We start from the raw sequence: 20,734 nt of genomic DNA on the forward strand, positions 1-20,734 counted from the left end.
ATCATTCATGAAAACCGTTCTCGTTTCCGCCGTCGCGCTGATTGACATCGACGGGCGTGTTTTGCTGGCCCAGCGCCCAGAGGGTAAATCAATGGCGGGTCTCTGGGAATTTCCCGGCGGCAAGGTCGAACCCGGTGAGACGCCCGAGGCCGCGCTGATCCGCGAATTGCACGAAGAGCTTGGCATCGACACCTGGGCCAGTTGCCTTGCACCCCTGACCTTCGCCAGCCACAGCTACGAGGATTTTCACCTGCTGATGCCCCTTTTTGCCTGTCGTAAATGGGACGGCCAGGCGCGGGGGCAGGAAGGGCAGACGCTGAAATGGGTGCGTCCCACTCAGCTGCGCGACTATCCCATGCCCCCCGCTGACCTGCCCCTGATCCCGATCCTGCGCGATTGGCTATAACGGGCAAACGCCCGGGCCTACCGGTCATGGAACCGCTGAAGTGCACGGCAATGGCAGTACCTGTTTCACCGAATTGCCGTTGACCTTGCGTAAAATGACTTAGATTTCAAAGGGTGGTCGCATTTCCCATGGGCCAAGGCTTCTGCCGTGATCATGGGGGGTGCGGCGTTGCAGTTGTTGCGTGTTAATGAATTTCTTTGTTAACCTCGCGGTCGGGAGGAGATTTATATGAAGGATGAACCGGTGGGGTCAGGCCCCAGCCGTTTTCAATCTGTGTTGGTGATCGACGATCACCCTTTATACAGTGACGCGCTGGCATCCAGCCTGCGGCACGTGTTTCAGGATTGCCATATCGAAACGGCCACAACTCTGAATGACGGTTTGCAGATATTGGGGCCCGATTTCACACCTGATCTTGTGATGCTTGACCTGAAACTGCCGGATGTGACCGGCATAAGCGGATTCTTGCGACTCCGCAGCAAGCTGCCCGACACGCCCATTCTGGTCATCTCGGCGCTGACATCAGGTGATGTCATCGACGCGGTGATGGAAGCCGGTGCCGTGGGGTTCGTGCCCAAGGAAGTGTCGACCCAGGTGTTGCAAACAGCCTTCAGCGAATTGCAGGCGGGCCGCACCTTTTTGCCGCCGGGCTATCAGCGCACCGATCATGTTTCACCCCATGCGATGGATGTGCATCTGGTCAGCCAGAAGATCGCCGAGCTGACACCGCAACAGACAAGGATCATGAAGCTGATCTGCGCGGGGAAACCCAACAAGCAAATCGCGTATGAGCTGTCCCTGGCCGAAGCGACGGTAAAGGCCCATATCACCGCATTGCTGCGTCGGCTGGGCGTGCGCAACCGGACCCAGGCCGCGGTTCTGGTCGAAAGCGCCAGCCTCGACAGCATGAGCGAACCGAAAGTGGATCCGGGCCGCGGTGAATCGCAGACCCCGTAACGAAAAGGCAGGGAGAATGCTGGACGCATCCACAGGACCAAGGGCGGTAAGCATTGCGGTGTCCTATGATCGGGATGCCGCCACCGCCGTGGCCGAGATTGCCCGACAGATCGACACCTCCTCCTGCTGTTTCCTGCTGGCCTTCGTGCCCGGTACGCTGGACAAGGACGGCTTTGTCGCCGCGCTGAATACGCATTGGCCAGGCGTGCCCGCCTATGGCTGCACCACCGCCGGGCAGATCACCCCCAAAGGATATGAGACCGACGCGCTGTTGGTCATTTCCTTCCCGAAACAGCATTTCCGCTGCTCGACGATGCTGATTTCTCCGCTCAAACCCCTGTCGATCAAACAGATCGCCGCGGACGCGCAGAAACTGTCGATGCAATTCCAGAAAACCGCCAACTGGGATCGCATGGCGCTGACCTTTACCGATGGCCTGTCAAAGCAGGAGGACATGCTGGTGGCCGCGCTTGAAACCGGGCTGGGGGACATGCCGGTCTTCGGCGGCTCGGCCGGGGATGCGCTGGAATTCAAGGAAACATCCGTACTGCATGGCGGGCAGTTCCACACCAATGCCGCGCTGGTCCTGCTGCTGGAAACCGACATGGAATTTACCGGCCTGGGGTTTGATCACTTCCTGCCCACCCATCATCAGATGGTCGTGACCGATGCGATCCCCGAAGAACGTCTTGTGCTGGAAATCAACGGCTCCCCGGCGGCGCAGGAATATGCCCGTCTGGTGGGCGTCAGCGTCGAAGATCTGTCGCCACAGGTCTTTGCGGAAAACCCGGTGCTGGTACGCAACAATGCGCTCTATCATGTGCGGGCAATCCAGAAGGTCCAGGATGGCGGTGCATTGTCCTTCTTCTCGGCCATTGATGACGGTCTGCTGCTGACGCTGGGCCGCGGGACCGAGATTTTGCAGACACTGGATACAGAGCTTGATGTCAAAAGCAGCCTTGGCAAAAAGCCCGAATTTGTCCTGGGCTTTGACTGTTTCCTGCGCAAGCTTGAGATCGAACAGAAACAGCTGACCCAACACGCCTCCGAAACATTGCGCCAGCGCAAGGTGGTGGGTTTCAACACCTTTGGCGAACAGCATTGCGGCGTGCATGTGAATCAGACCTTTGTCGGCGTCGCCTTCTTTGAACCCAGAAAACGGAACCTGCATTGATCAACCCCGACGATCCCGTTGACGTTCAGGTGGTCAAACAGGCCAAGATCATCGACGCGCTGGTCCGTCGCGCCGGTCGGCAGCACGAGGTCGGCCATGCCGCCTATTCGGCCTTTCAGTCGGCGATCGCCTTGCAGGGGCAGGTCTGGGCCAAGACCCGCGATCTGGAACGCGCCTCCAGCGAGCTTGAGATGCTGCGGTTCGACCGCGAGCAGACCCAGAAGAACCTTGCCGACGCCCTGTCGGCGATGGAGGGCGGTTTTGCGCTTTTTGCCGATGATCAATTGCAGGTGTGCAATGATCTGTTCAAATCGCTCGTGCCCGATATCTCGGGCCGTATCCTGCCGGGCCTGACGCTGACGCAATATTTCGACGTGCTGGAGCGCAGCAGCTTGACCGTGACCGACAGCACCCGCACCCGGGTTGATTTCGTCGAGGCACGGGATGGCCCGCAAGGTGCGGCGCTGCACTCCTTCGTGTTGGAGCTTCAACAGGATCGCTGGTTCCAGATCAGCCAGCAACGCACCAGCTCGGATAATGTGGTGATCCTGCAGACCGAGATCACCGATATCGTCCGCAAGAACCGGTCCGAACGCGACGACCTGATCGACATGCAGTCGCATTACCTGCAGGCGGCCTTCGACAATATGAGCCTGGGGATCTGCACCTTTGCTCGCGACGGCACAGCGATGATCCACAACGCACAGTTCCGCGAATTGCTGGGGCTGCCATTTACGCTGCTGCAACGGCAAACGACATTCTCGGACATTCTCGATTGCATCAAGAATAACGGGCTGGTGTCGATGTCCGATCTTGAGGGCGTGGATAACTGGCTGCCGAAACTGCGCGCCCAGGGGGCCTTGCGCGAACGGTTGCGCCGGTCAAACGGCCGGGTTCTGGACCTGCATGTGCACCTGTTGCCCGACCGGGGGTTTCTGGCCGACATCAAGGACGTGACACTGGAATCGCGCACCACCGAATTGCTGGAACGCCGGGTCGATGAACGCACCTCGGAACTGACCGACGCCAACAAGCGCCTGACCCTGCAATACGAGGATCAGGCACGGGTTGAAGAAGAGCTGCGCCTTGCCAAGGAACAGGCCGAGGCGGCAGTGTCCTCCAAGACCCGGTTTCTGGCGGCGGCCAGCCACGACCTGTTGCAACCGATCAACGCGGCCAAACTGCTGATTTCGACGCTGGGCGACATGTCGCGTGACACGCATATGGCGCAGATGGTCGACCGGCTTGAAGGCACGTTCGGATCGGTTGAATCGCTTTTGCACGCGCTGCTTGATATCTCGCGGCTGGAAAGCTCGGGCTCTGATCTGTCGCCGTCCGAATTCAGCCTGGGCGCGTTGATGGAGGCGGTGATCGAAGATCAGGCACCAGTGGCCGCCAAGAAAGGCGTGCGGCTGGATGTCGTACCCTCGTCGGTCTGGGTGCGCAGCGATCAGCGCTATTTGCTGCGGTCGTTGCAGAACCTGGTGGTGAACGCCATTCAATATACCGAAGACGGGCGCATACTGGTCGGGTGCCGCCGCCGGGGCAGTGCCGTCGTACTCGAAGTCTGGGACACGGGCATCGGTATCTCCAACAAGGATCAGACCCGCATCTTCGATGAATTCACCCGCGCAGAAAACGTGCCACCCGGCTCGGGCATGGGGCTGGGCCTGTCGATTGTCGACCGTACCTGCCGTCATCTGGGCCACGTGGTCGGGGTACGCTCGAAACCCGGTGTCGGGTCGGTCTTTTCCATCGAGATCGAAACCGTCCCGAACCGCGCACCCACACTGATCCCCGACCTGCAACTGCGTGATAATCGCGACACCGACATGAACCTAATCACCATCGTGGTCGAAAATGAACCCGAGGTGCTCTTTGCGATGGTGCAACGGCTGGAAAGCTGGGGCGCCGGGGTACTGACCGCGCGGTCAACGTCCGAGGCGATTGCGGCGGTCCGCGAACTTGGCATGGCCCCCGATATCATCCTTGCGGATTATCAGCTGGACGGCGCCGATACCGGGGTGGAGGCGATCCGTGCGATCCGGCAAGAGAGCGGCGTCCATGTACCCGCGATCATGATCACCGCTGACCGGGGCGATAATCTGGCGCGTGTCGGCAAGACCGAAGATTTCACCGTATTGACCAAGCCCGTGCAACTGTCGCGCCTGCGCCCGATGATCGACTGGAAAACCCGGGTCGGTGCAAGGCGGCCAACTCCCGCCCCCGACAAAAGTATCGCATGACACGCGCCACGATTGGCTTAGGTTGGGTTCCTGGAGGATCTGATATGCGACATTTGCTGAGTTTTATTTGCGCCGCTCTGCTGCTGTTATCAGCACCTGTTCTGGCGCAAAACCCAACCACGGCCCATTATGACCTGCTGTTTCGAAACGGCACCTTGGACGACATTCCGCGTGACGATCACCTGACCTATACCCGCGCCGTGATCAACACGCTTGAGCCGGATACCCAGGATCGCGATACCGGTCAGATCGAACTGTCCTTTGACAAAGGAGAGGCCGAAGGCGATCCGCTGCGCGCCCATCTTAAATTTATTCAGGGTGAAAAATATCGCAATCTGGGGCAATTTCCCGCCAGCGTAGGCAATCCGATCATCCTCTATTTCGTTGAAACCGTCGTGCGGGACATGGCCGAAACCGCCGGGGGCAGCCCGTTCTACATTCGCAACCGCATTAAGGAATCACTGGTAGAGCCCGCCGAAACCAAAGACAGCGACCTGACCATCGCCGGCAATACCGTATCGGGCCAGTCGGTTATTCTGCGTCCCTTTGAAGGCGACCCAAATAGCGACAAGATGAAGGGGTTCGGCGATCTGTCGCTCGAAGTGACCATGTCGGAAGACGTGCCCGGCTGGTATCATACGCTGCGCGCCTATGTGCCCGGCGCAAAGGACAGCGACCCGATCTATTCATCAACCCTGACCTTCGACCGCCAGGGGGATGTCGAATGAGCCATCGCCCCCGGGCAATATTGCCGACGGTGGCGCTGGCGGCATCATTGTTGCTGCCCACCTTGGCATTTCCCCAAAGCATCGAGGAACGGCTGAACGACTATCCCACCGTGGCACGCGCCGATTATGTCTTCGGCTGCATGGCCACAAACGGACAGGATCGCGACAGCCTTGAACGATGCGCCTGCTCGATCGACGTGATCGCCTCGATCCTGCCTTATGAAAAATATGTCCAGGCCGAGACCGTCCTATCCCTGCGCCTGACTGGCGGCGAACGAATGTCGATTTTCCGCTCGGCCGCCGTGGCCAATGCACTTGTCGCCGATCTGCGCCGGGCGCAGGCCGAAGCCGAGATTTTGTGTTTCTGATATCAGGCCGGGCCTGCCCGACCTGCGGTCATAGATTTTGCATCAGCGCACCTAAAAGTGCTGCCGGGGCATCCTCATGCACAAGATGCGCGGCATTGGGGATCGGCGTAAAGCTTTTGGCCTTCACCAGATCACGCAGTTCTCGACCCTGATCCGCGGGAATGAATGTATCGCGCATCCCCCAGGTGACGTGGATATCAAAATCAGTCGCCGTATATAGCTTCTGCGCCTCGACGATATTGCCGGTGTCGTTTTGGGCGATCTGACGATAGAACGCGGGCTTTCCCACCGCATCGGACCAGGGCTTGAAATACATCTCGATGACCTCTTCGCGCAACGGATGATGCGCCGCCGCCTGAATATAGGCCCTGAACAACGCCGCGTGGGCGTAATCCGGCAGGCCGGCAAAGGCAGGCTCATATTCAGCGACATGGGCGTAGAACGGTGATCCTGACGGCAGTATCGCCACCGCGTTCACCAGATGCAGTTTGCCATAGTCGATCCCGTTGACAAAATGCCCGCGCAGCGCGGCCAGGCCGCCAAAATCGTGACCGACCACTTGCGGCCGCGTCAGCCCCCAATGACCTACAAGTGCTTCCAGCAGGTCGCTCTGAACGGATTCGTTAACATTCTGGGACTCGGCTTTTTCGGATAGTCCCGTGCCGATCATGTCGAAATAATAGACCTTATGGGTCTTCGCCAGCCACGGCGCGACCGACCGCCAGGCCTGTGCGGACCACGGAAAGCCATGGACCAGAACGATCGGATCGCCCTCGCCCATTGATCCCCAGGCCACGGATTGGCCGTTATGGTAATACCTTTCTTTTAAGTCTAGCATCGGGCAGTCTCCATCTGTATGAATAGACGTTTAGCAAAATAGCTATGTGACTAACTGAATGACAAACCGCGAAGATCAAGTCAAGGCTCTTGCCAATGAAATGCGGATCGAGGTGCTGCGCGTTCTCGATGAACCGATGCGTCATTTCGGCGAGCAGGAATCGGCCAACCCCAGCGAAACGGGCGTCTGCGTCCAGCTGATTGCAGCGCATTTCAACGTCAGCCAGCCCACCATGAGCCGGCATATAGACCTGCTCAAAAGGGCGAATTTCATCGTTACAAAGCGCCAACAGAAATGGACCTATTGCTCCAGAAATGAACAGGCCCTGTACGATTATGCCAATTGGCTGAAACAGTCGCTGAACATCAAAGAACCCTAAGAGCGCCGCAAAATCCCACCGCCCAAAAAGCAAAGGCTGGCGGCCAAAGCCACCAGCCTCCTGGTTTGACGTTCCACACATGCTTGAGGGGAAGACAGCGCGCGGAACGTCTCCCGACTCCCAAAGGGAAGGGAGTTTACTTGATAGACGCTACGCCCAGCGGCACGTCGGCCACCTGGCACCAGATGTAAACTTCGTTGAACGCCGATGCGTCCATGGTCGACGGCAGCGCATACCGTTGCTTGCCGTTCAGGCTCAGCAGCGCACCCAGATATCCGTCCTGACCGCTATAGGTGCCGTCCTTGCCGAAACCCACACGCGGGTCCGGGCCACCATCCAGCGAAAAGTCATCGCCCAATTCGACAAAGGTGCGGCCACCTTCTTCGACGATTTTAACCGAACCGCTGGTCTCGTGATTGCTGCGGCCTTCAAAGGTACCGGCGCCCTTTGCCATCATTTGCGCCAGTGCCGGTGCGGCAACGGTTCCAACGATTGCGGCTACACCAAGTGTCCCTGCGGTGCCCAAAAAATTGCGGCGATTGATCATGTTGTTATCCTCCATCGGGTTTGTGATCTCGGCAGAAATAGCACCAGCAATCGCAAGGGGAACCCTTTGCAACAGCCGTTCACGCACTGCTCATTCCGCGTGATCACGCCATCAGCGCTTGCGTTTTCCCCGCCCATGCTTAGGTTCCGCCCAAACCCGCAGACCGGAGCTCAGAATGACCGACCTCACCCCGCGCGAAATCGTGTCCGAACTTGACCGTTTCATCATCGGCCAGAAAGATGCCAAACGCGCCACCGCCGTCGCCCTGCGTAACCGCTGGCGCCGCAAGCAACTGGCCGACGATCTGCGCGACGAGGTTTATCCCAAGAACATCCTGATGATCGGCCCCACCGGCGTCGGCAAAACCGAAATCTCGCGACGTCTGGCGAAACTCGCCCGCGCGCCCTTCATCAAGGTCGAGGCCACCAAGTTCACCGAAGTGGGTTACGTGGGCCGCGACGTCGAACAGATCATCCGCGATCTGGTCGATACCGCCATTCTGCAAACCCGCGAACAGATGCGCGAAGACGTCAAGGCCAACGCCCATGCCGCCGCCGAAGAACGCGTGATTTCCGCCATCGCCGGGGAGGACGCCCGCGAAGGCACCCGCGATATGTTTCGCAAGAAACTCAAGGACGGCCTGCTGGACGATACCGAGATCGAACTGGACATCGCCGACCACTCCAGCCCGCTGGGCATGATGGACATTCCCGGCCAGCCCGGCTGCCAGATGGGCATGATGAACCTGGGTGATCTTTTCGGCAAGGCGCTGGGCGGCCGCACCACCCGGCGCAAGATGACCGTGGCGGAATCCTACGAAATTCTGATCGGTGAAGAGGCTGATAAACTTCTGGACGATGAAACCGTGAACAAGATTGCGCTTGATGCGGTCGAACAGAACGGCATCGTTTTTCTGGATGAGATCGACAAGGTCTGTGCACGGGCCGAAGCGCGCGGCGGCGATGTCTCCCGCGAAGGGGTGCAGCGCGACCTGCTGCCGCTGATCGAGGGCACCACCGTGTCGACCAAGCATGGCCCGGTCAAGACCGACCATATCCTCTTTATCGCCTCGGGCGCCTTCCACATCGCCAAACCGTCTGATCTGCTGCCCGAACTTCAGGGCCGCCTGCCCATCCGGGTCGAACTGCGCGCGCTCACCGAAGAGGATTTCGTCCGCATCCTGACCGAAACCGACAATGCCCTGACCCTGCAATACACCGCCCTGATGGGGACCGAGGAAGTGACCGTCGACTTCACCGAAAACGGCATCAAGGCGCTGGCCAAGATCGCCGCCGACGTCAATCAGAGCATCGAGAATATCGGCGCGCGGCGTCTTTACACGGTGATGGAGCGCGTCTTCGAGGAGCTCAGCTTCACCGCCCCCGACCGCGCCGGCGAAAGCGTCACCGTCGACGCCGCCTTTGTCGAGGCTAACCTAGGCGAGTTGATGAAATCGGCAGACCTGTCGCGCTACGTTCTCTGACCAACGGCCGGTTCGCCATCAAACAAGGTGCGGCTTTTGCCAGCGCCACCTTATGCCAGCAGCCCAGGCCCGGACGCTCAGCCGTGGCCTTCCATCGCCACATCGCAAAGCGGCTTGTTGTTTTTCAGGTGGCGCAGCACAAGTTTCCGGGCCTTGTGACCTTCGGCAAAAGGTGAGGCGCGCAAAACACCGTCGCGCCGCATCCGTTCTTCCAGATTGGGAAACAGGCTGAACAATTCATCCCACGCAGGTTTCGAGATTGCCAATATGGCCTGCCCCCCCAGATAAAGGCTCTCTGCCGGGGTGGCGTTGGCAAAAACAATCTCGTGCCGGTCGAACATGATGTGAAAATAGGTAACGTCGGCATGCGCCTCGTCGCGCCGTACACCGGGCAGTTGCAGAAGGTGAATGGCCGCGACCAGCACGGTCGGCTCTCCATACATCCGCATCGCGATCTTGCCCGACACCGCGATCCGGTGCTGCGCCGATACCCGCAGGTCCGCATTCGGCACGCCATTGCCCAGCGCCCCCGCGCTGATGATGATCGGTCTCAGGTTCGGGGATGTCTTCAGATGGTCAGCGCTTTGTGTCTGACTGAAAATCCAGGTGATCGGTCTTTCACCGCTGTCGCGCGTCAGCACCCTGTCACCCACCCGCAGATCCTCGACCGCCACTGGCCCGGCTGGTGTTTCGATCATCACACCGGTGGTGAAACAGACATTCTGGTCCGATGGTGTTGGTGTCTGATCATTCGAGAAATTGTCGCTGCCATCGACGAAACGCTGGATCGAAAATCCATCAATATCCGATCCGAAATCCTCGCCCGATCCGACACGCGTCGCGGTCGTGGAAAAGCCCGCATATTGCGAACCGGTCGTCGGGTCATCAAGCGTATCGCCATTATAGGTCGCCTGGATGAATTCATCATTCGCCGGATCATAGACGACGATATTGTCCCGGTTGTTGTTGAAAACACCCCGGCCGAAATTGGCATCGAACTGAAGGTCATCCGGCCCGCCCGCCGGCAGGCTGCCGCCGGATTGCACATTGCGCACAACCGTGGCCCGCGCGCCGGGCTGCAACACGCTGCCGGGCGGAAAGGTGAACCAGTTGTCGCGCACAGCATCCCACAGCTCCAGCCCCGAGATATCAATCGCGCTTGACGACGTGTTGAGCAGCTCAATGAATTCGTCGCCACCGCGCGCGGCACCGCTCTGGTCAGTATCAAAATTGTTGGCGCCCGTCGGATCAATCAACACTTCGTTGATAACGATGCCGCCCAGCAATGCGTCTGCCATCGTTCGTCAATTCGCTGTTTTGTTGCCGTCAGCGATCAAATTACAACCTGCGAGGGCCGCGATAAACATGAATGACTGTAAAATTGCACTTTTTGGGGGTATTTGCCGCTACTTGGCGTGTTGATGCCACAGATCGCGATCAAACCCGGCGCCAGACGCGGAAGCGGCGCCCGCATCAGGGGCCGCTATGTGTTCCGGTGGTTCAGCTTTTGCAGCGTCGCATCAGTCCCAGCCCGGCAAGCCCGGACAACAGCAACAGCCCGCCCGCCGGTAGCGGCACCACATTTGGCGGTGGCGGCGGGGCATCCTTGAAATTGAATTTCATCACCAGCATCGACGGTGTCGTCCCGGTATTGCCGTCGAAATTGGCATCAAACCCAAAGGATTTTCCGTCTGCGGCAAGGGTCAGATTGGCAAAGCTATCGCCCGGCGTCGCGAAAGTTGACAAAAATCCGATGACCGCAGGCTCGGTTCCGGCCGTGCCATTGATCGTGAAATCCATCCCAAGCGAGATTGCAAATGCAAACGGCGAAAAGTTGAGCGTGATCGTATCCGCAGTGATGTCGATGAAATCACCGGCAAAGAGAAAACTGTCCAGACTACTGCCATCGCCATCGGCCAGTTCCACCCCAGGATCGCCCACGGTGACGGTATCATCAGGCGTCCCGGCTGCGCCCAGACTGTAGGAAACCGTCAGCGACTCGCCCAGAAAATCTATGGTCGAGGCCTGCGCCCACGGCATCCCCAGCGCCATAACCGCACATCCAAAGGCAAATGCACCCCTTATTTTGGTAAATCCGTTCATTGTATTTTTCCCATAAAATTCATTTGAAAATAGAGAGCGGCAATGTCCTACCTTACCACTCATGGTTTAGTATAATCTTTTATACTCGCCTAAAAATTAATCGCGCGCTTAATGCCGGGACGGGTAGATGCCCGCCAGACAGATCCAGAAATTAAGTGTCATGTAAGGCTGCCGGTTCTCATGTGGCTTTGCCGGACCGGGTGGGGTTGCATCGACCATCGCGGGATCAAGCGCAAAGGCCGGCCCATTGTCATCCGCATGATACACCCCCGCCGCACCCAAAACCCCCGCACTCGGTGTCTTGGGCGCTTCGTTGCGCGCAGTCAGGGCATGCGCATGGGGCGCAATTTCGGCCGCGGTCAGCACAACGCTGCTACTCCCGCCCTTGTCACCCTCGCTGCGCGCCGTCAGGTTGGGCCCGGTACCGGCATGAATCGGCACCCGGTCGCGCAGATCCGGCAACCCGAATGTGGTACGCCCATCGCCGCCATACATTGTCCCCAACAGGGAAAACAGGGCCTCGTTCTGTGAAATCGCCAACAACTGGCCATCGCACATCGCAAAATTGTCAGGCGCAAAATTGCCGCCAAAAAGATAAATATCTCCGGTAAAAATCGTCATGGTTTCATCCTCTCAGTTCCGCGACGGGAACAGGCCCTGCGTGCAAATGCAGAAATTCACGGTCTCGAATGGCATCATGTTTTCATGCGCCGCCCCCGCCCCGGCCGGTGTTCCGACCTGTGATGCGGCCATGGTCGCGGATCGGTCTCCGCCGGTGTAGATCGGCGCATTTCCCGCCAGCATGTTGGCATCGGGCGACGCGGTGGTAGCATCGGTCTCCGCCAGTTCGACCTGATGAAAATGCGGGGGTATTTCCTGCGACGTCAGGGCAACGCCCTCGGTCCCACCCGATTGTCCTTGCACGAAATCCACACCATCGCGTGTCCCGCTATCAATCGGCACGCGCCCGCGCAGATCAGGCAACGCAAACGTCTTGCGCCCATCGCCGCCATACATTGTTCCAAGCAGTGAATAGAGAGACTGGTTCGAGCCAATATCCAGCAATTGACCATTGCATTGCGCCCATCCCCTGGGGGCAAAATTATAGGCCATCGGACGAATATCGCCCAGGTAATCCTCTTCGTCATCGCTCAGAAATCCAGCCGAGCGGGACGGATAAACCCCGTAAAGGGCAATCACATATTTCACGGCCTGATAGGGCTGAAAATTGGTATGCGCCTGGCCGCCGCCGGTCTCGGACATGGCATGCTCGTCCATATTGACCTTGGTATGGCTGCCCAATGACACATAGCTTGGCGTGCCCCGGGGCGATCCTGTCGCCAGCATGTTGCCGGTCGGGTCGGTCTGATCCGCCACCGCCTCGGTGGCATAAAGCGGATGGGTATGCTGTGCCATCGTGTCCAGGTCCAGCGTGACCGAGACGTGACCGCCATGCTGACCCAGTTGGTTGACCGGCCCGACATGGACCGGCGCACGCCCGGCCATGTCGGGCAGACCAAAGGTGCTGCGTCCGTCGCCACCAAAAGTCGTGCCCAATAAGGAAAACAGCGCCGTGTTTGACGCGATCGACAATAACTGTCCGTTACATTCTGAAAACCCGCGTGGCACAAAATTATAGCCCACAAGTTTGACGGTTCCGGTAATAGCCAAAACAACCTCCTGTAGAATTAAATTAGTTCAATACAACCATGCTAACCGCAGGAATTGATTCCGACCAGTGGAATATGGCCGTACGGATCACCCCCTCGACCCTTCGCTAAACCTTTCCAGAACCGCGTTTTTTTAGCGTGTCGGGCCTTACAAATCCGATCTGCGTTTTGTAGGCTTCTCAAATCCGACAAGCGTTTCAATCCGATCACTTTGCAAATGGTAACGATTCAAGGAATGTCATGACCCGCGCTATTTCATTGATACTTCTGGCAGCGTCGATTTGGGTTTGGACACCGCTTGACTCATCCGCCGCCGCCGAGGCGACCTGTGGTGCCAACCGCGATTCAATCTGCGTCACCGAAAAGGTCCCCGAAGTGGATGTCGAACGCGCGTGGAAATTACTGCGGGGCAATGTGAAATTCTCGTTTGAGTTTTTCAAATGCCTTGGTGGCAATCAACTGTCCTGTACCATCGTCGGTGGCGAGTTTTCGGCAGATCGTCACCTTCCCTATGATCTGACCCTTTCCGCCGCCATTCTTGCGCCAACTTGCGACGCCGGGCATGAGATTGCCTGTTCCGTTGTCGCCGAATATTTAATGAAAAATGATCCCGCGCCCACTGATCACGATCTGATCGCCGATCTCTCCCAGCGCGCCTGCCGTGTTGATCCCCAGTTCTGCGAGGCCCATGCATATCTCTATTTCGGCGATTCCATCTTTCCCGAGGATTTCGAAAAGGTCGTTGAAATCCTTCATTTTGCCTGCGAACGAGACGCAGCGCAAAGCTGCTATTTGCTGGGGCTGGTACATGGTGAAGGTCTGACAGCCGACAGCGATGACGTCAAAGCGGTCGCTGCCCTGGAAAAATCCTGCGACATGCTGTTGGTAACGGGCTGCCTGGAGCTCGCCATCTACTACAACGACACGGCGTCCAAAGTCGCAGATCGGGTACTGGCTCTTGAGAATTTTAAAAAGTCCTGCGCCCTGGCCGACGGAGAGGGTTGTTTCAACGCGGGCCTGCTGACCGGTCACGAAGCTGCGCCTGAGGACGCCGATTTTGATGCCGCCCTGATGCTGCATGAAAGAGGGTGCGAACTGGGCAATACCGACAGTTGCATGCGGGTGGCGTTTCTTTACAGCTCATCGCTGATCTCAGATCCTGACATCGTTACCTCCTTCGAATTCCAAAAGAAGGCTTGCGAACTGGGCGAAATGGATGGCTGTGGAAATGTCGGGTACCATTATGAATACGGTCAGGGCGTCGAAAAAAATGGCAAGCTCGCGGACGAAGCCTATCGGTATGCCTGCGAAAACGGATCGGGTGGTGGCTGTAACGGGCTGGGCAATATCTATGCCAAGGGCATGGCCGGCACGCAGGATGATTTTCGCGCCGTAGAGCTTTTTGAGAAAGCCTGCGAAATGGGTGACGCTATGGGTTGTGCCAATGTCGCCTATTTCGGCGAAGAACAGCGCGGGGTTTTTCGGCTCGATCACGAGATTGCGGCGTTCTACAAACGCGGCTGCGACGGTGGGTTTCAGACCGCCTGCGACCGTCTGATCGCATTTGAAAATAAATAGCGGATTGAGGGGTATAGGCCATCCTGTCCCACTTGGTCATCAAGGCGCGATTTCCCCTCTTAGCGCTCTGAATACGTACGGGTCGTACGCCTGCATTTCGAAACCTGCCGTTTGCCGTACGTTTTCCACGTACATTCCGTACGCCTTGTACGTTTTCCCGCTGTCTTTTTATCTCGCATCCGCGTCGCTCTTTGTGTACATCGCGGACCACATTGGATTTTGGGGAACAACATGAAATACCGCGGCGAAATTGATGGCCTGCGCACGCTCGCCGTTGTTCCCGTCATTCTATTTCACGCGGACATCGCCCCTTTCGGCGGTGGTTTTGTCGGCGTTGATGTGTTCTTCGTCATTAGTGGCTTTCTGATTTCAACCATTATTATCAACGAATTGGACGCCGGGAATTTTTCAATTCTGCGGTTTTACGAACGCCGCGCCCGCCGCATCCTGCCAGCGCTTTTCGCAGTCATGATCGCCTGCATCCCCTTCGCATGGTTCTGGCTCATGCCCCGCGACCTCGAAGATTTCGCCGACAGCATGATCGCGGTCACCTTTTTTGTTTCCAACTTCCTGTTTTGGCTCGAAGCCGGATATTTCGAAACCGCCGCCGAACTCAAACCCCTCCTCCACACTTGGAGTCTGGCGGTTGAAGAACAGTACTACATCTTTTTCCCGCTTCTGTTGATGTTCCTTAACCCCTTGGGAAAAAACATAGTTTTAAAGTCGCTGATCGTTATTTTCATCGTCAGCTTTATCCTGTCGCAATGGGGTATTTACTTTCGTCCCACCGCTACTTTCTTCCTTCTCCCCGCCCGCGGATGGGAGCTTCTGATCGGTGTTTTCGCCGCGATGTACCTGCAAAAAAAACCCGGCCTCGCCCGCACACTCCAATCTGACATCCTGTCCTTTCTGGGGCTGTTGCTGATCATAATCCCGATTTTCATCTACAACGATGAAACCCCTTTTCCCGGTGCCTATGCGCTACCTGCCACCATTGGAACGGCCCTGATCATCCTGTTTGCCCGCAGCGGAACCATTGCCCATCGCCTGCTTGCAACCAAACCCATGGTGGCCATCGGGTTGGTCTCGTATAGCGCATATCTCTGGCACCAGCCGGTTTTTGCCTTTTATAAACACCGCTTTGGCAATGCGTCCTTTGATGATTACGTGTTCCTGCTGATCGCACTATCGCTCGCCCTTGCAACCTTCAGCTTCTGGGTGATCGAACGCCCGTTTCGCCGGGCAGCGACAGTCAAACAGCTAAGTGCATCAATGGCTGCATGCTTCGTGCTGATCGCGGGTGCAGCCACCGCCTTTCTGACCATTGTGGATGAAAATTACAAATCTGTTCCATCATATCAATGGGCCTTGGAAAACGCCCCGCCCGAACTTCTGACCTATCTTGGGAAAAAAGGTGTAACAGGAAAATGTGATAATGAAATCAGTAGACTAGGCATAAAATACTGCCATTTCGGCGTGCCGGAGAAAGATCCAACCATGGTCGTCTGGGGCGATAGCCTGTCGGGCGCACTTCTGCATGGGCTTGATCAGGTCGCCCAGGAAAAGGGCATGGCAGGCATGGTGTTTACAACAAATGGTTGCCCCCCTGTCATGGGTCTTCGCAACCCCGCGCTATCGACCTGTACCCATGAAACCCACCAAGAGGTGCTGGAACAGATCCTTAGCCTGCCCAAGGTTGATACCGTTATGATCACGGGGAACCTCACGGTGTCGATGATTGCCGGGACTGTTTTCATCAATGGCTATAAAACCTCCCCCGAAATCGTGCGTCAGCAGATGCTGTTGGTTGGCACCGTTTTCAGAACTGCAGGCATCAAGACTGTCCTTATCGAACAGGGCCCAATCTATGACGAACGTGTCGCCGAATACGAGTTGCAGCGTATTCGCAGCGACCACACGGAACCAATGACGATCTCCCGTGAAGAGCAATTCGAAAGCGTCGAGCCCACGCAGGGTCTGGCCGATGTTTTCGATTCTTATGTCAGCACGATAGATTTCTTCTGCAATGAAACAGACTGCCCCTCGGTAGATAGTGACGGTAACATGGTGATTTACGACCGTAACCACGTGACCAGCAACTACTCCGTCAAACTGGCCAGGTTTTTGTTTTCCGCTTTGAAGATCGGCGACTAGCGTTCCGATGGGCAGCTTTGCTTTCCTGCGCGAAAACGCGCGCTGGCTTTCTGCTGGGATGTTACTGACCTTTCTGTCCAGCTTCGGTCAGACATTCTTTATCTCGATCTTTGCCGGTGAAATCCGAACCGAATTCAACCTCAGCCACGGCGAATGGGGTGGGATTTACACCTTGGGTACGGGTCTGTCGGCGGTGATCATGGTTTGGGCGGGCGGGCTGACAGACCGGTTTCGCGTCCGTGCTCTGGGCACAGTGATCCTGTTGATGCTTTTTCTTGCTTGCCTGTTCATGGCATTCAATCGCGCGGTCTGGTTATTACCCCTGGTCATTCTTGCGCTTCGCTTTACCGGGCAGGGTATGACCAGCCATATCGCCGTCGTCGCGATGTCGCGTTGGTTTATCGCCACACGCGGCAAGGCTCTGTCGATAGCAACACTGGGGTTCGCATTGGGCGAAGCGCTGTTGCCGTTGATTTTCGTGGCCCTGATGCTGGTCTTTGACTGGCGCTTGCTCTGGGGTCTGGCTGGGCTGATTGCTGTTCTTGGCGTTCCGGGTCTGGTGTTTCTGCTCAGGCAAGAGCGTACTCCACAATCGCTTGCATCGTCTGATCAGGCGCTCGGAATGCAGGGCCATCATTGGACGCGCAATCAGGCATTTCGCCATTGGTTATTCTGGTTCATGGCGCCGGCGATTCTAGGGCCAAGCGCGTTCAACACCGCGTTCTTTTTTCATCAGGTTCATTTCGCCGAAGTGAAATCCATGACCCATGTTGAACTTGTGGCGATGTTCCCATTCTACACGCTGGTCAGCATCGGCACGATGATATTGTCCGGCTGGGCATTGGACCGGCTGGGAACGGCCCGCCTGATCCCCTATTTTCAACTGCCGATGGTCGCAGCATTTGTCATCTTTGCCTATGCAGATGGATCGGGTGCAATGTTGCTGGGCTTTTTCTTTCTCGGTCTAACGACCGGCGCCAACACCACATTGCCCGCCGCGTTCTGGGCTGAGTTCTACGGCACCCGACATATCGGCGCGATCAAGGCACTTGCCGCTGCGTTCATGGTTCTGGGATCAGCGATAGGCCCGGGGCTTACCGGCCTGGCGATAGATCTGGGGATGGGGATCGAGACACAATACCTGTTTATCGCAGTCTATTTCGTCTTTGCCAGCGCGATGGTGTTCATGGGTATTGCCAAGGCGCGGCCTTTGTTAGCGGTGACGCCGTAGATAAACATAGTAAGCCCCGCCACCGCCATGTTTCAGATGCGCTTCGGTGACCTGCAAGACCACTTGCGCCAGCGGCGGCACCGACAGCCAATGCGGCACGTTATGACGCAAAACACCCAGCCGCACCGGAATCGGCCCGCCATCGTCGCGGTCCTTACCCTTGCCGGTCACCACCAGAACCAGACGTTTGCCCGCTGCATGAGATGCAAGAATAAACGCCGTCAGTGCGGGATGCGCCTGATCCAGTGTCTTGCCATGCAGGTCAATCTTGCCTTCAGGTACCAGTTTGCCGCGTTTGAGCTTGCCAAAGGCCTTGCGGTCCATCTTGACCGGCGCCTTCGCCAGGCGTTCGGGCAGGCCGGGCAAGACATCATGCTTCGGCGCATTGCCTGTGCTGCGCCCTCCGAGGTCGAACTTTTCTACTGGTCGTGGCGTGGGTTTCGGGGGGTTTTTATCCGTCAGGGGCAGTGCAGGCATCGGCCGGTCAGGATGCATCGGTTGTGCGGTATCGGCCACCTTGCGCCAGAGGTCCAACTCCTCAGGTCGTAGTTTTCGACGGCTCATGGCGTGATCTCGGACAACATGGCAAAAGCGCGCTGAATAGGCAGCAGCACCACCATTCGTCCCGGATCCTTCAATTTACCAGCGGCCCGGCCCGCCGTATCGCCTGTGCCAAAAAAGATATCCGCGCGTTGCGGGCCCTTGATGGCTGAGCCTGTATCCTGCGCAATCATCAACCGTCGTAACGGTCCCGCGCCTTCTTTCTCAATCCAGACCGGCGCACCAAGTGGCACATAGGCCGGATCAACGGCAATGGTGCGCATCGGCGTCACCGACCGGTTCATCGCCCCCAAGGGGCCAGCGCTTGCTGACAATTTGTTCAGCTTGCGAAAGAACACATAAGAAGGGTTATGGTAAAGTAGTTCCTGCCCCTCGACCGGATTGCGCCTGACCCAGTTCTTGATCACCTCAGCCGAAACCTGATGTACTTGGTAAATTCCCCGTCGCACCAATTCGACCCCGATGGAGCGGTACTCATGGCCATTGGCACCGCCATAGCCAACACGTATCGTCTGGCCGTTCGACAGATTGATACGGCCTGACCCCTGGATTTGCAGAAAAAACAATTCAACCGGATCGTCAACCCAAGCTATTTCAAGCCGTCGACCCTGCATGACGCCGCTTGTTTCGATCTCTCGGCGGGTCAGCCAGGGATCATTGATTTTTGACGCCTGCGGTTCCCGGTAGATCGGATATCGGTAGCGCGCATCTGGCTGCAATGCGCCCTGCAACTCCGGTTCGAAATAGCCGGTAAACAGGGCCGGTTTTTCATTTTCAATCAGCACCGGACGAAAGAAAAGTTCGAAAAATGGCTTTGCCTCGGGCCTTTGCTGGGCCAGGGCACAGAGCGCACCCCAATCCGGATCGTTCAAATCGGGGCATGTGTTCAGGAAAACGTCCAGCGCCGCGGCATGATCATCCTCGGCCCAGCCTTCCAGATCTTTGAATGACAGTATCTGGTGGTTCAGCTCATCCGGTTCGGACATGGCCGCCACTGGCAACCATACCCAGATCAGCAGCCACAGCGCCCGCGTCATTCGCTCGTGGCAACAAGCCGCCAATTGGGATCGTTTGTGCCCATCGGACGTTCAAAGGTCCAGACATCTTTCTGACGTTTGGCATGTCCCGGCTTGCCTTCGATAATATCGCCGTCACTGTTGCGGACCACCGATGTCAGTTCGCCTACGAATTTCATCGTGATCTCTGCCCGTTTCGAGGATTGATCAAACCGCGCATCGCTCAGGGCAACCTCGCGTACACCGGCAAAATCGGCCTCGATCGTCAGACCCTGTTCTTCACGGGCATCGACCACTTGGGCAAAGGTCTCATACACGTCTTCCGACAGGAATGGCGTGACTTCATCCAGCTTACCACGCTCGAACGCCATCAGGATCATCTCATAAGCGCCGCGCGCACCCTGAAGAAATTCTGTCACGTTGAATGACGGTTCCGCCCGCTTCATCTCGGCCAGCGCTGCCGCAGCTTCGCTGTCTTCGGCAACATGATCGGTAATGTCGCGATCCGGGCCGCCATCAATGACTTCGAAGTCCTGACGTCTGCTGGACGTTGGTGCCGGTCCGTTCTGTTTTGGGCCTTCAAACCCGTCTCGGGTGCCCAGCACGCTTTTCAGCCGCAAAATCAGAAAGATCGCAATGCCGGCCAACACCAAAAGCTGTAGGATGGGCGAATTCATGAGTACCTCTTATCGTGTGGGGCATGGTAACAACGTTGTCTCGCACTTATGTAGGGGGTTGATGCTGTCAAGTCCACCACGTGACCGGCAAAACAAAGGAGTCGCCCCAATGTGGCTGTTTCTGGCCTTTCTCGCTGTCCCGCTGATTGAAATTGCTCTCTTTATCCAGGTCGGAGGAGCCATTGGTCTGTGGCCGACACTTGGTGTGGTCGTGTTGACGGCGATTCTGGGTACATGGCTGGTCAGAACACAGGGTGCCATGGCAATGGGTAATCTGCGCCGTTCGTTTTCGGAACTTGACGATCCGACTGAACCCTTGGCCCACGGTGCAATGATTCTACTGGCCGGTGCTCTCTTGCTGACACCCGGCTTTTTCACCGATGGTGTGGGATTTGCCCTGCTGATGCCACCGGTCCGACACGCCGCGTTCGAATATCTGCGCAAACGGGTTCATGTGCAGCGCTTCGATATGGGGCCACGCGGCCCCTCTGCCCGGCCCAATCCACATCATCCGCCTGATCCTGATATCATCGACGGCGATTTTGAAGAGGTTGAGCCACCGAAAAAACCCACGCACCGATCCTCGGGCTGGACAAAGCATTGAGGCCCCAGGCCCTA

General features: G+C 57.3%; 21 protein-coding genes. 12 read left to right on the forward strand and 9 right to left on the reverse strand.

The window, feature by feature from the left end; all coding sequences use genetic code 11:
* Positions 1-7: 7 nt before the first annotated feature.
* The 6 genes from mutT (at position 8) to Q1B27_RS08890 (ending at position 5,879) form a co-directional block, all read left to right on the forward strand.
* Positions 8-406 carry an 8-oxo-dGTP diphosphatase MutT gene (mutT, locus tag Q1B27_RS08865; protein ID WP_299846541.1) on the forward strand — a complete coding sequence of 133 codons (399 nt, stop codon included), beginning with the start codon at positions 8-10 and terminating at the stop codon, positions 404-406.
* Positions 407-634: 228 nt separating this feature from the next.
* On the forward strand, positions 635-1,363 hold the full coding sequence (locus Q1B27_RS08870) for a response regulator transcription factor (protein ID WP_299846542.1): 729 nt from the start codon (positions 635-637) through the stop codon (positions 1,361-1,363).
* Between the two features lie 16 nt (positions 1,364-1,379).
* The gene (locus tag Q1B27_RS08875; protein ID WP_299846544.1) at positions 1,380-2,537 is read left to right on the forward strand and encodes an FIST N-terminal domain-containing protein; all 1,158 of its coding nucleotides are present in this window, start codon (positions 1,380-1,382) and stop codon (positions 2,535-2,537) included.
* A complete protein-coding gene (locus Q1B27_RS08880; RefSeq protein WP_299846546.1) occupies positions 2,534-4,783 on the forward strand; it encodes a PAS-domain containing protein in 2,250 nt (749 codons plus the stop codon). The genes Q1B27_RS08875 and Q1B27_RS08880 overlap by 4 nt, the downstream gene beginning before the upstream one ends.
* 44 nt (positions 4,784-4,827) lie before the next feature.
* Positions 4,828-5,511 (forward strand): hypothetical protein, encoded by a 684-nt coding sequence (locus tag Q1B27_RS08885; RefSeq protein WP_299846548.1) that lies wholly within the window; start codon positions 4,828-4,830, stop codon positions 5,509-5,511.
* Positions 5,508-5,879: a hypothetical protein gene (locus tag Q1B27_RS08890; protein ID WP_299846550.1), complete on the forward strand. Its 372-nt coding sequence runs from the start codon at positions 5,508-5,510 to the stop codon at positions 5,877-5,879. Before Q1B27_RS08885 ends, Q1B27_RS08890 begins: the two co-directional genes overlap by 4 nt.
* Positions 5,880-5,907: 28 nt before the next feature.
* Here the strand turns inward: Q1B27_RS08890 and Q1B27_RS08895 are convergent, their stop codons facing one another.
* Positions 5,908-6,717 (reverse strand): alpha/beta hydrolase, encoded by an 810-nt coding sequence (locus tag Q1B27_RS08895; protein WP_299846552.1) that lies wholly within the window; start codon positions 6,715-6,717, stop codon positions 5,908-5,910.
* A 58-nt stretch (positions 6,718-6,775) separates the two neighbouring features.
* Here Q1B27_RS08895 and Q1B27_RS08900 point away from each other — a divergent pair, with 58 nt between their 5' ends.
* Entirely contained in the window at positions 6,776-7,096 is a 321-nt protein-coding gene (locus Q1B27_RS08900; protein ID WP_299846554.1) for a helix-turn-helix domain-containing protein, read from the forward strand.
* A gap of 136 nt (positions 7,097-7,232) precedes the next feature.
* On the opposite strand, the gene Q1B27_RS08905 is transcribed toward Q1B27_RS08900, so the two are convergent.
* On the reverse strand, positions 7,233-7,643 hold the full coding sequence (locus Q1B27_RS08905) for a DM13 domain-containing protein (RefSeq protein ID WP_299846556.1): 411 nt from the start codon (positions 7,641-7,643) through the stop codon (positions 7,233-7,235).
* 175 nt (positions 7,644-7,818) lie between these two features.
* Between Q1B27_RS08905 and hslU the strand changes: the two genes are divergently transcribed.
* Positions 7,819-9,126 carry an ATP-dependent protease ATPase subunit HslU gene (hslU, locus tag Q1B27_RS08910; RefSeq protein ID WP_299846558.1) on the forward strand — a complete coding sequence of 436 codons (1,308 nt, stop codon included), beginning with the start codon at positions 7,819-7,821 and terminating at the stop codon, positions 9,124-9,126.
* 77 nt (positions 9,127-9,203) lie between these two features.
* Here the strand turns inward: hslU and Q1B27_RS08915 are convergent, their stop codons facing one another.
* The 4 genes from Q1B27_RS08915 to Q1B27_RS08930 form a co-directional block, all read right to left on the reverse strand.
* On the reverse strand, positions 9,204-10,424 hold the full coding sequence (locus Q1B27_RS08915) for a Hint domain-containing protein (RefSeq protein WP_299846561.1): 1,221 nt from the start codon (positions 10,422-10,424) through the stop codon (positions 9,204-9,206).
* 202 nt (positions 10,425-10,626) lie between these two features.
* A complete protein-coding gene (locus Q1B27_RS08920) occupies positions 10,627-11,229 on the reverse strand; it encodes a VPLPA-CTERM sorting domain-containing protein (RefSeq protein ID WP_299846563.1) in 603 nt (200 codons plus the stop codon).
* A gap of 108 nt (positions 11,230-11,337) precedes the next feature.
* Positions 11,338-11,850: a phage tail protein gene (locus Q1B27_RS08925; protein WP_299846565.1), complete on the reverse strand. Its 513-nt coding sequence runs from the start codon at positions 11,848-11,850 to the stop codon at positions 11,338-11,340.
* 12 nt (positions 11,851-11,862) lie between these two features.
* Complete coding sequence (locus Q1B27_RS08930; RefSeq protein WP_299846567.1) at positions 11,863-12,900, reverse strand: phage tail protein; 1,038 nt, start codon at positions 12,898-12,900, stop codon at positions 11,863-11,865.
* Positions 12,901-13,139: 239 nt separating this feature from the next.
* Between Q1B27_RS08930 and Q1B27_RS08935 the strand changes: the two genes are divergently transcribed.
* The 3 genes from Q1B27_RS08935 to Q1B27_RS08945 all read left to right on the forward strand — a co-directional run bounded on the left by Q1B27_RS08935 (position 13,140) and on the right by Q1B27_RS08945 (position 17,862).
* Positions 13,140-14,477 carry a tetratricopeptide repeat protein gene (locus Q1B27_RS08935; RefSeq protein ID WP_299846569.1) on the forward strand — a complete coding sequence of 446 codons (1,338 nt, stop codon included), beginning with the start codon at positions 13,140-13,142 and terminating at the stop codon, positions 14,475-14,477.
* Between the two features lie 231 nt (positions 14,478-14,708).
* A complete protein-coding gene (locus Q1B27_RS08940; protein ID WP_299846571.1) occupies positions 14,709-16,631 on the forward strand; it encodes an acyltransferase family protein in 1,923 nt (640 codons plus the stop codon).
* 7 nt (positions 16,632-16,638) lie between these two features.
* Positions 16,639-17,862 carry an MFS transporter gene (locus Q1B27_RS08945; RefSeq protein ID WP_299846573.1) on the forward strand — a complete coding sequence of 408 codons (1,224 nt, stop codon included), beginning with the start codon at positions 16,639-16,641 and terminating at the stop codon, positions 17,860-17,862.
* On the opposite strand, the gene Q1B27_RS08950 is transcribed toward Q1B27_RS08945, so the two are convergent.
* Genes Q1B27_RS08950 through Q1B27_RS08960 form a run of 3 tightly spaced genes read right to left on the reverse strand, consistent with a single transcriptional unit; the run spans position 17,845 to position 20,116 of the window.
* Entirely contained in the window at positions 17,845-18,426 is a 582-nt protein-coding gene (locus tag Q1B27_RS08950) for a Smr/MutS family protein (protein ID WP_299846575.1), read from the reverse strand. The genes Q1B27_RS08945 and Q1B27_RS08950 overlap by 18 nt on opposite strands.
* Complete coding sequence (locus Q1B27_RS08955; protein ID WP_299846845.1) at positions 18,423-19,409, reverse strand: MltA domain-containing protein; 987 nt, start codon at positions 19,407-19,409, stop codon at positions 18,423-18,425. The genes Q1B27_RS08950 and Q1B27_RS08955 overlap by 4 nt, the downstream gene beginning before the upstream one ends.
* Before the next feature lie 47 nt (positions 19,410-19,456).
* Positions 19,457-20,116 (reverse strand): Tim44/TimA family putative adaptor protein, encoded by a 660-nt coding sequence (locus Q1B27_RS08960; RefSeq protein WP_299846577.1) that lies wholly within the window; start codon positions 20,114-20,116, stop codon positions 19,457-19,459.
* 109 nt (positions 20,117-20,225) lie between these two features.
* On the opposite strand from Q1B27_RS08960, the gene Q1B27_RS08965 reads away from it, so the two are divergent.
* Entirely contained in the window at positions 20,226-20,720 is a 495-nt protein-coding gene (locus tag Q1B27_RS08965; RefSeq protein ID WP_299846579.1) for an FxsA family protein, read from the forward strand.
* The last annotated feature ends 14 nt before the right edge of the window (positions 20,721-20,734 follow it).

It is taken from the genome of uncultured Roseovarius sp. (assembly GCF_947489715.1).
Classification (GTDB): domain Bacteria; phylum Pseudomonadota; class Alphaproteobacteria; order Rhodobacterales; family Rhodobacteraceae; genus Roseovarius.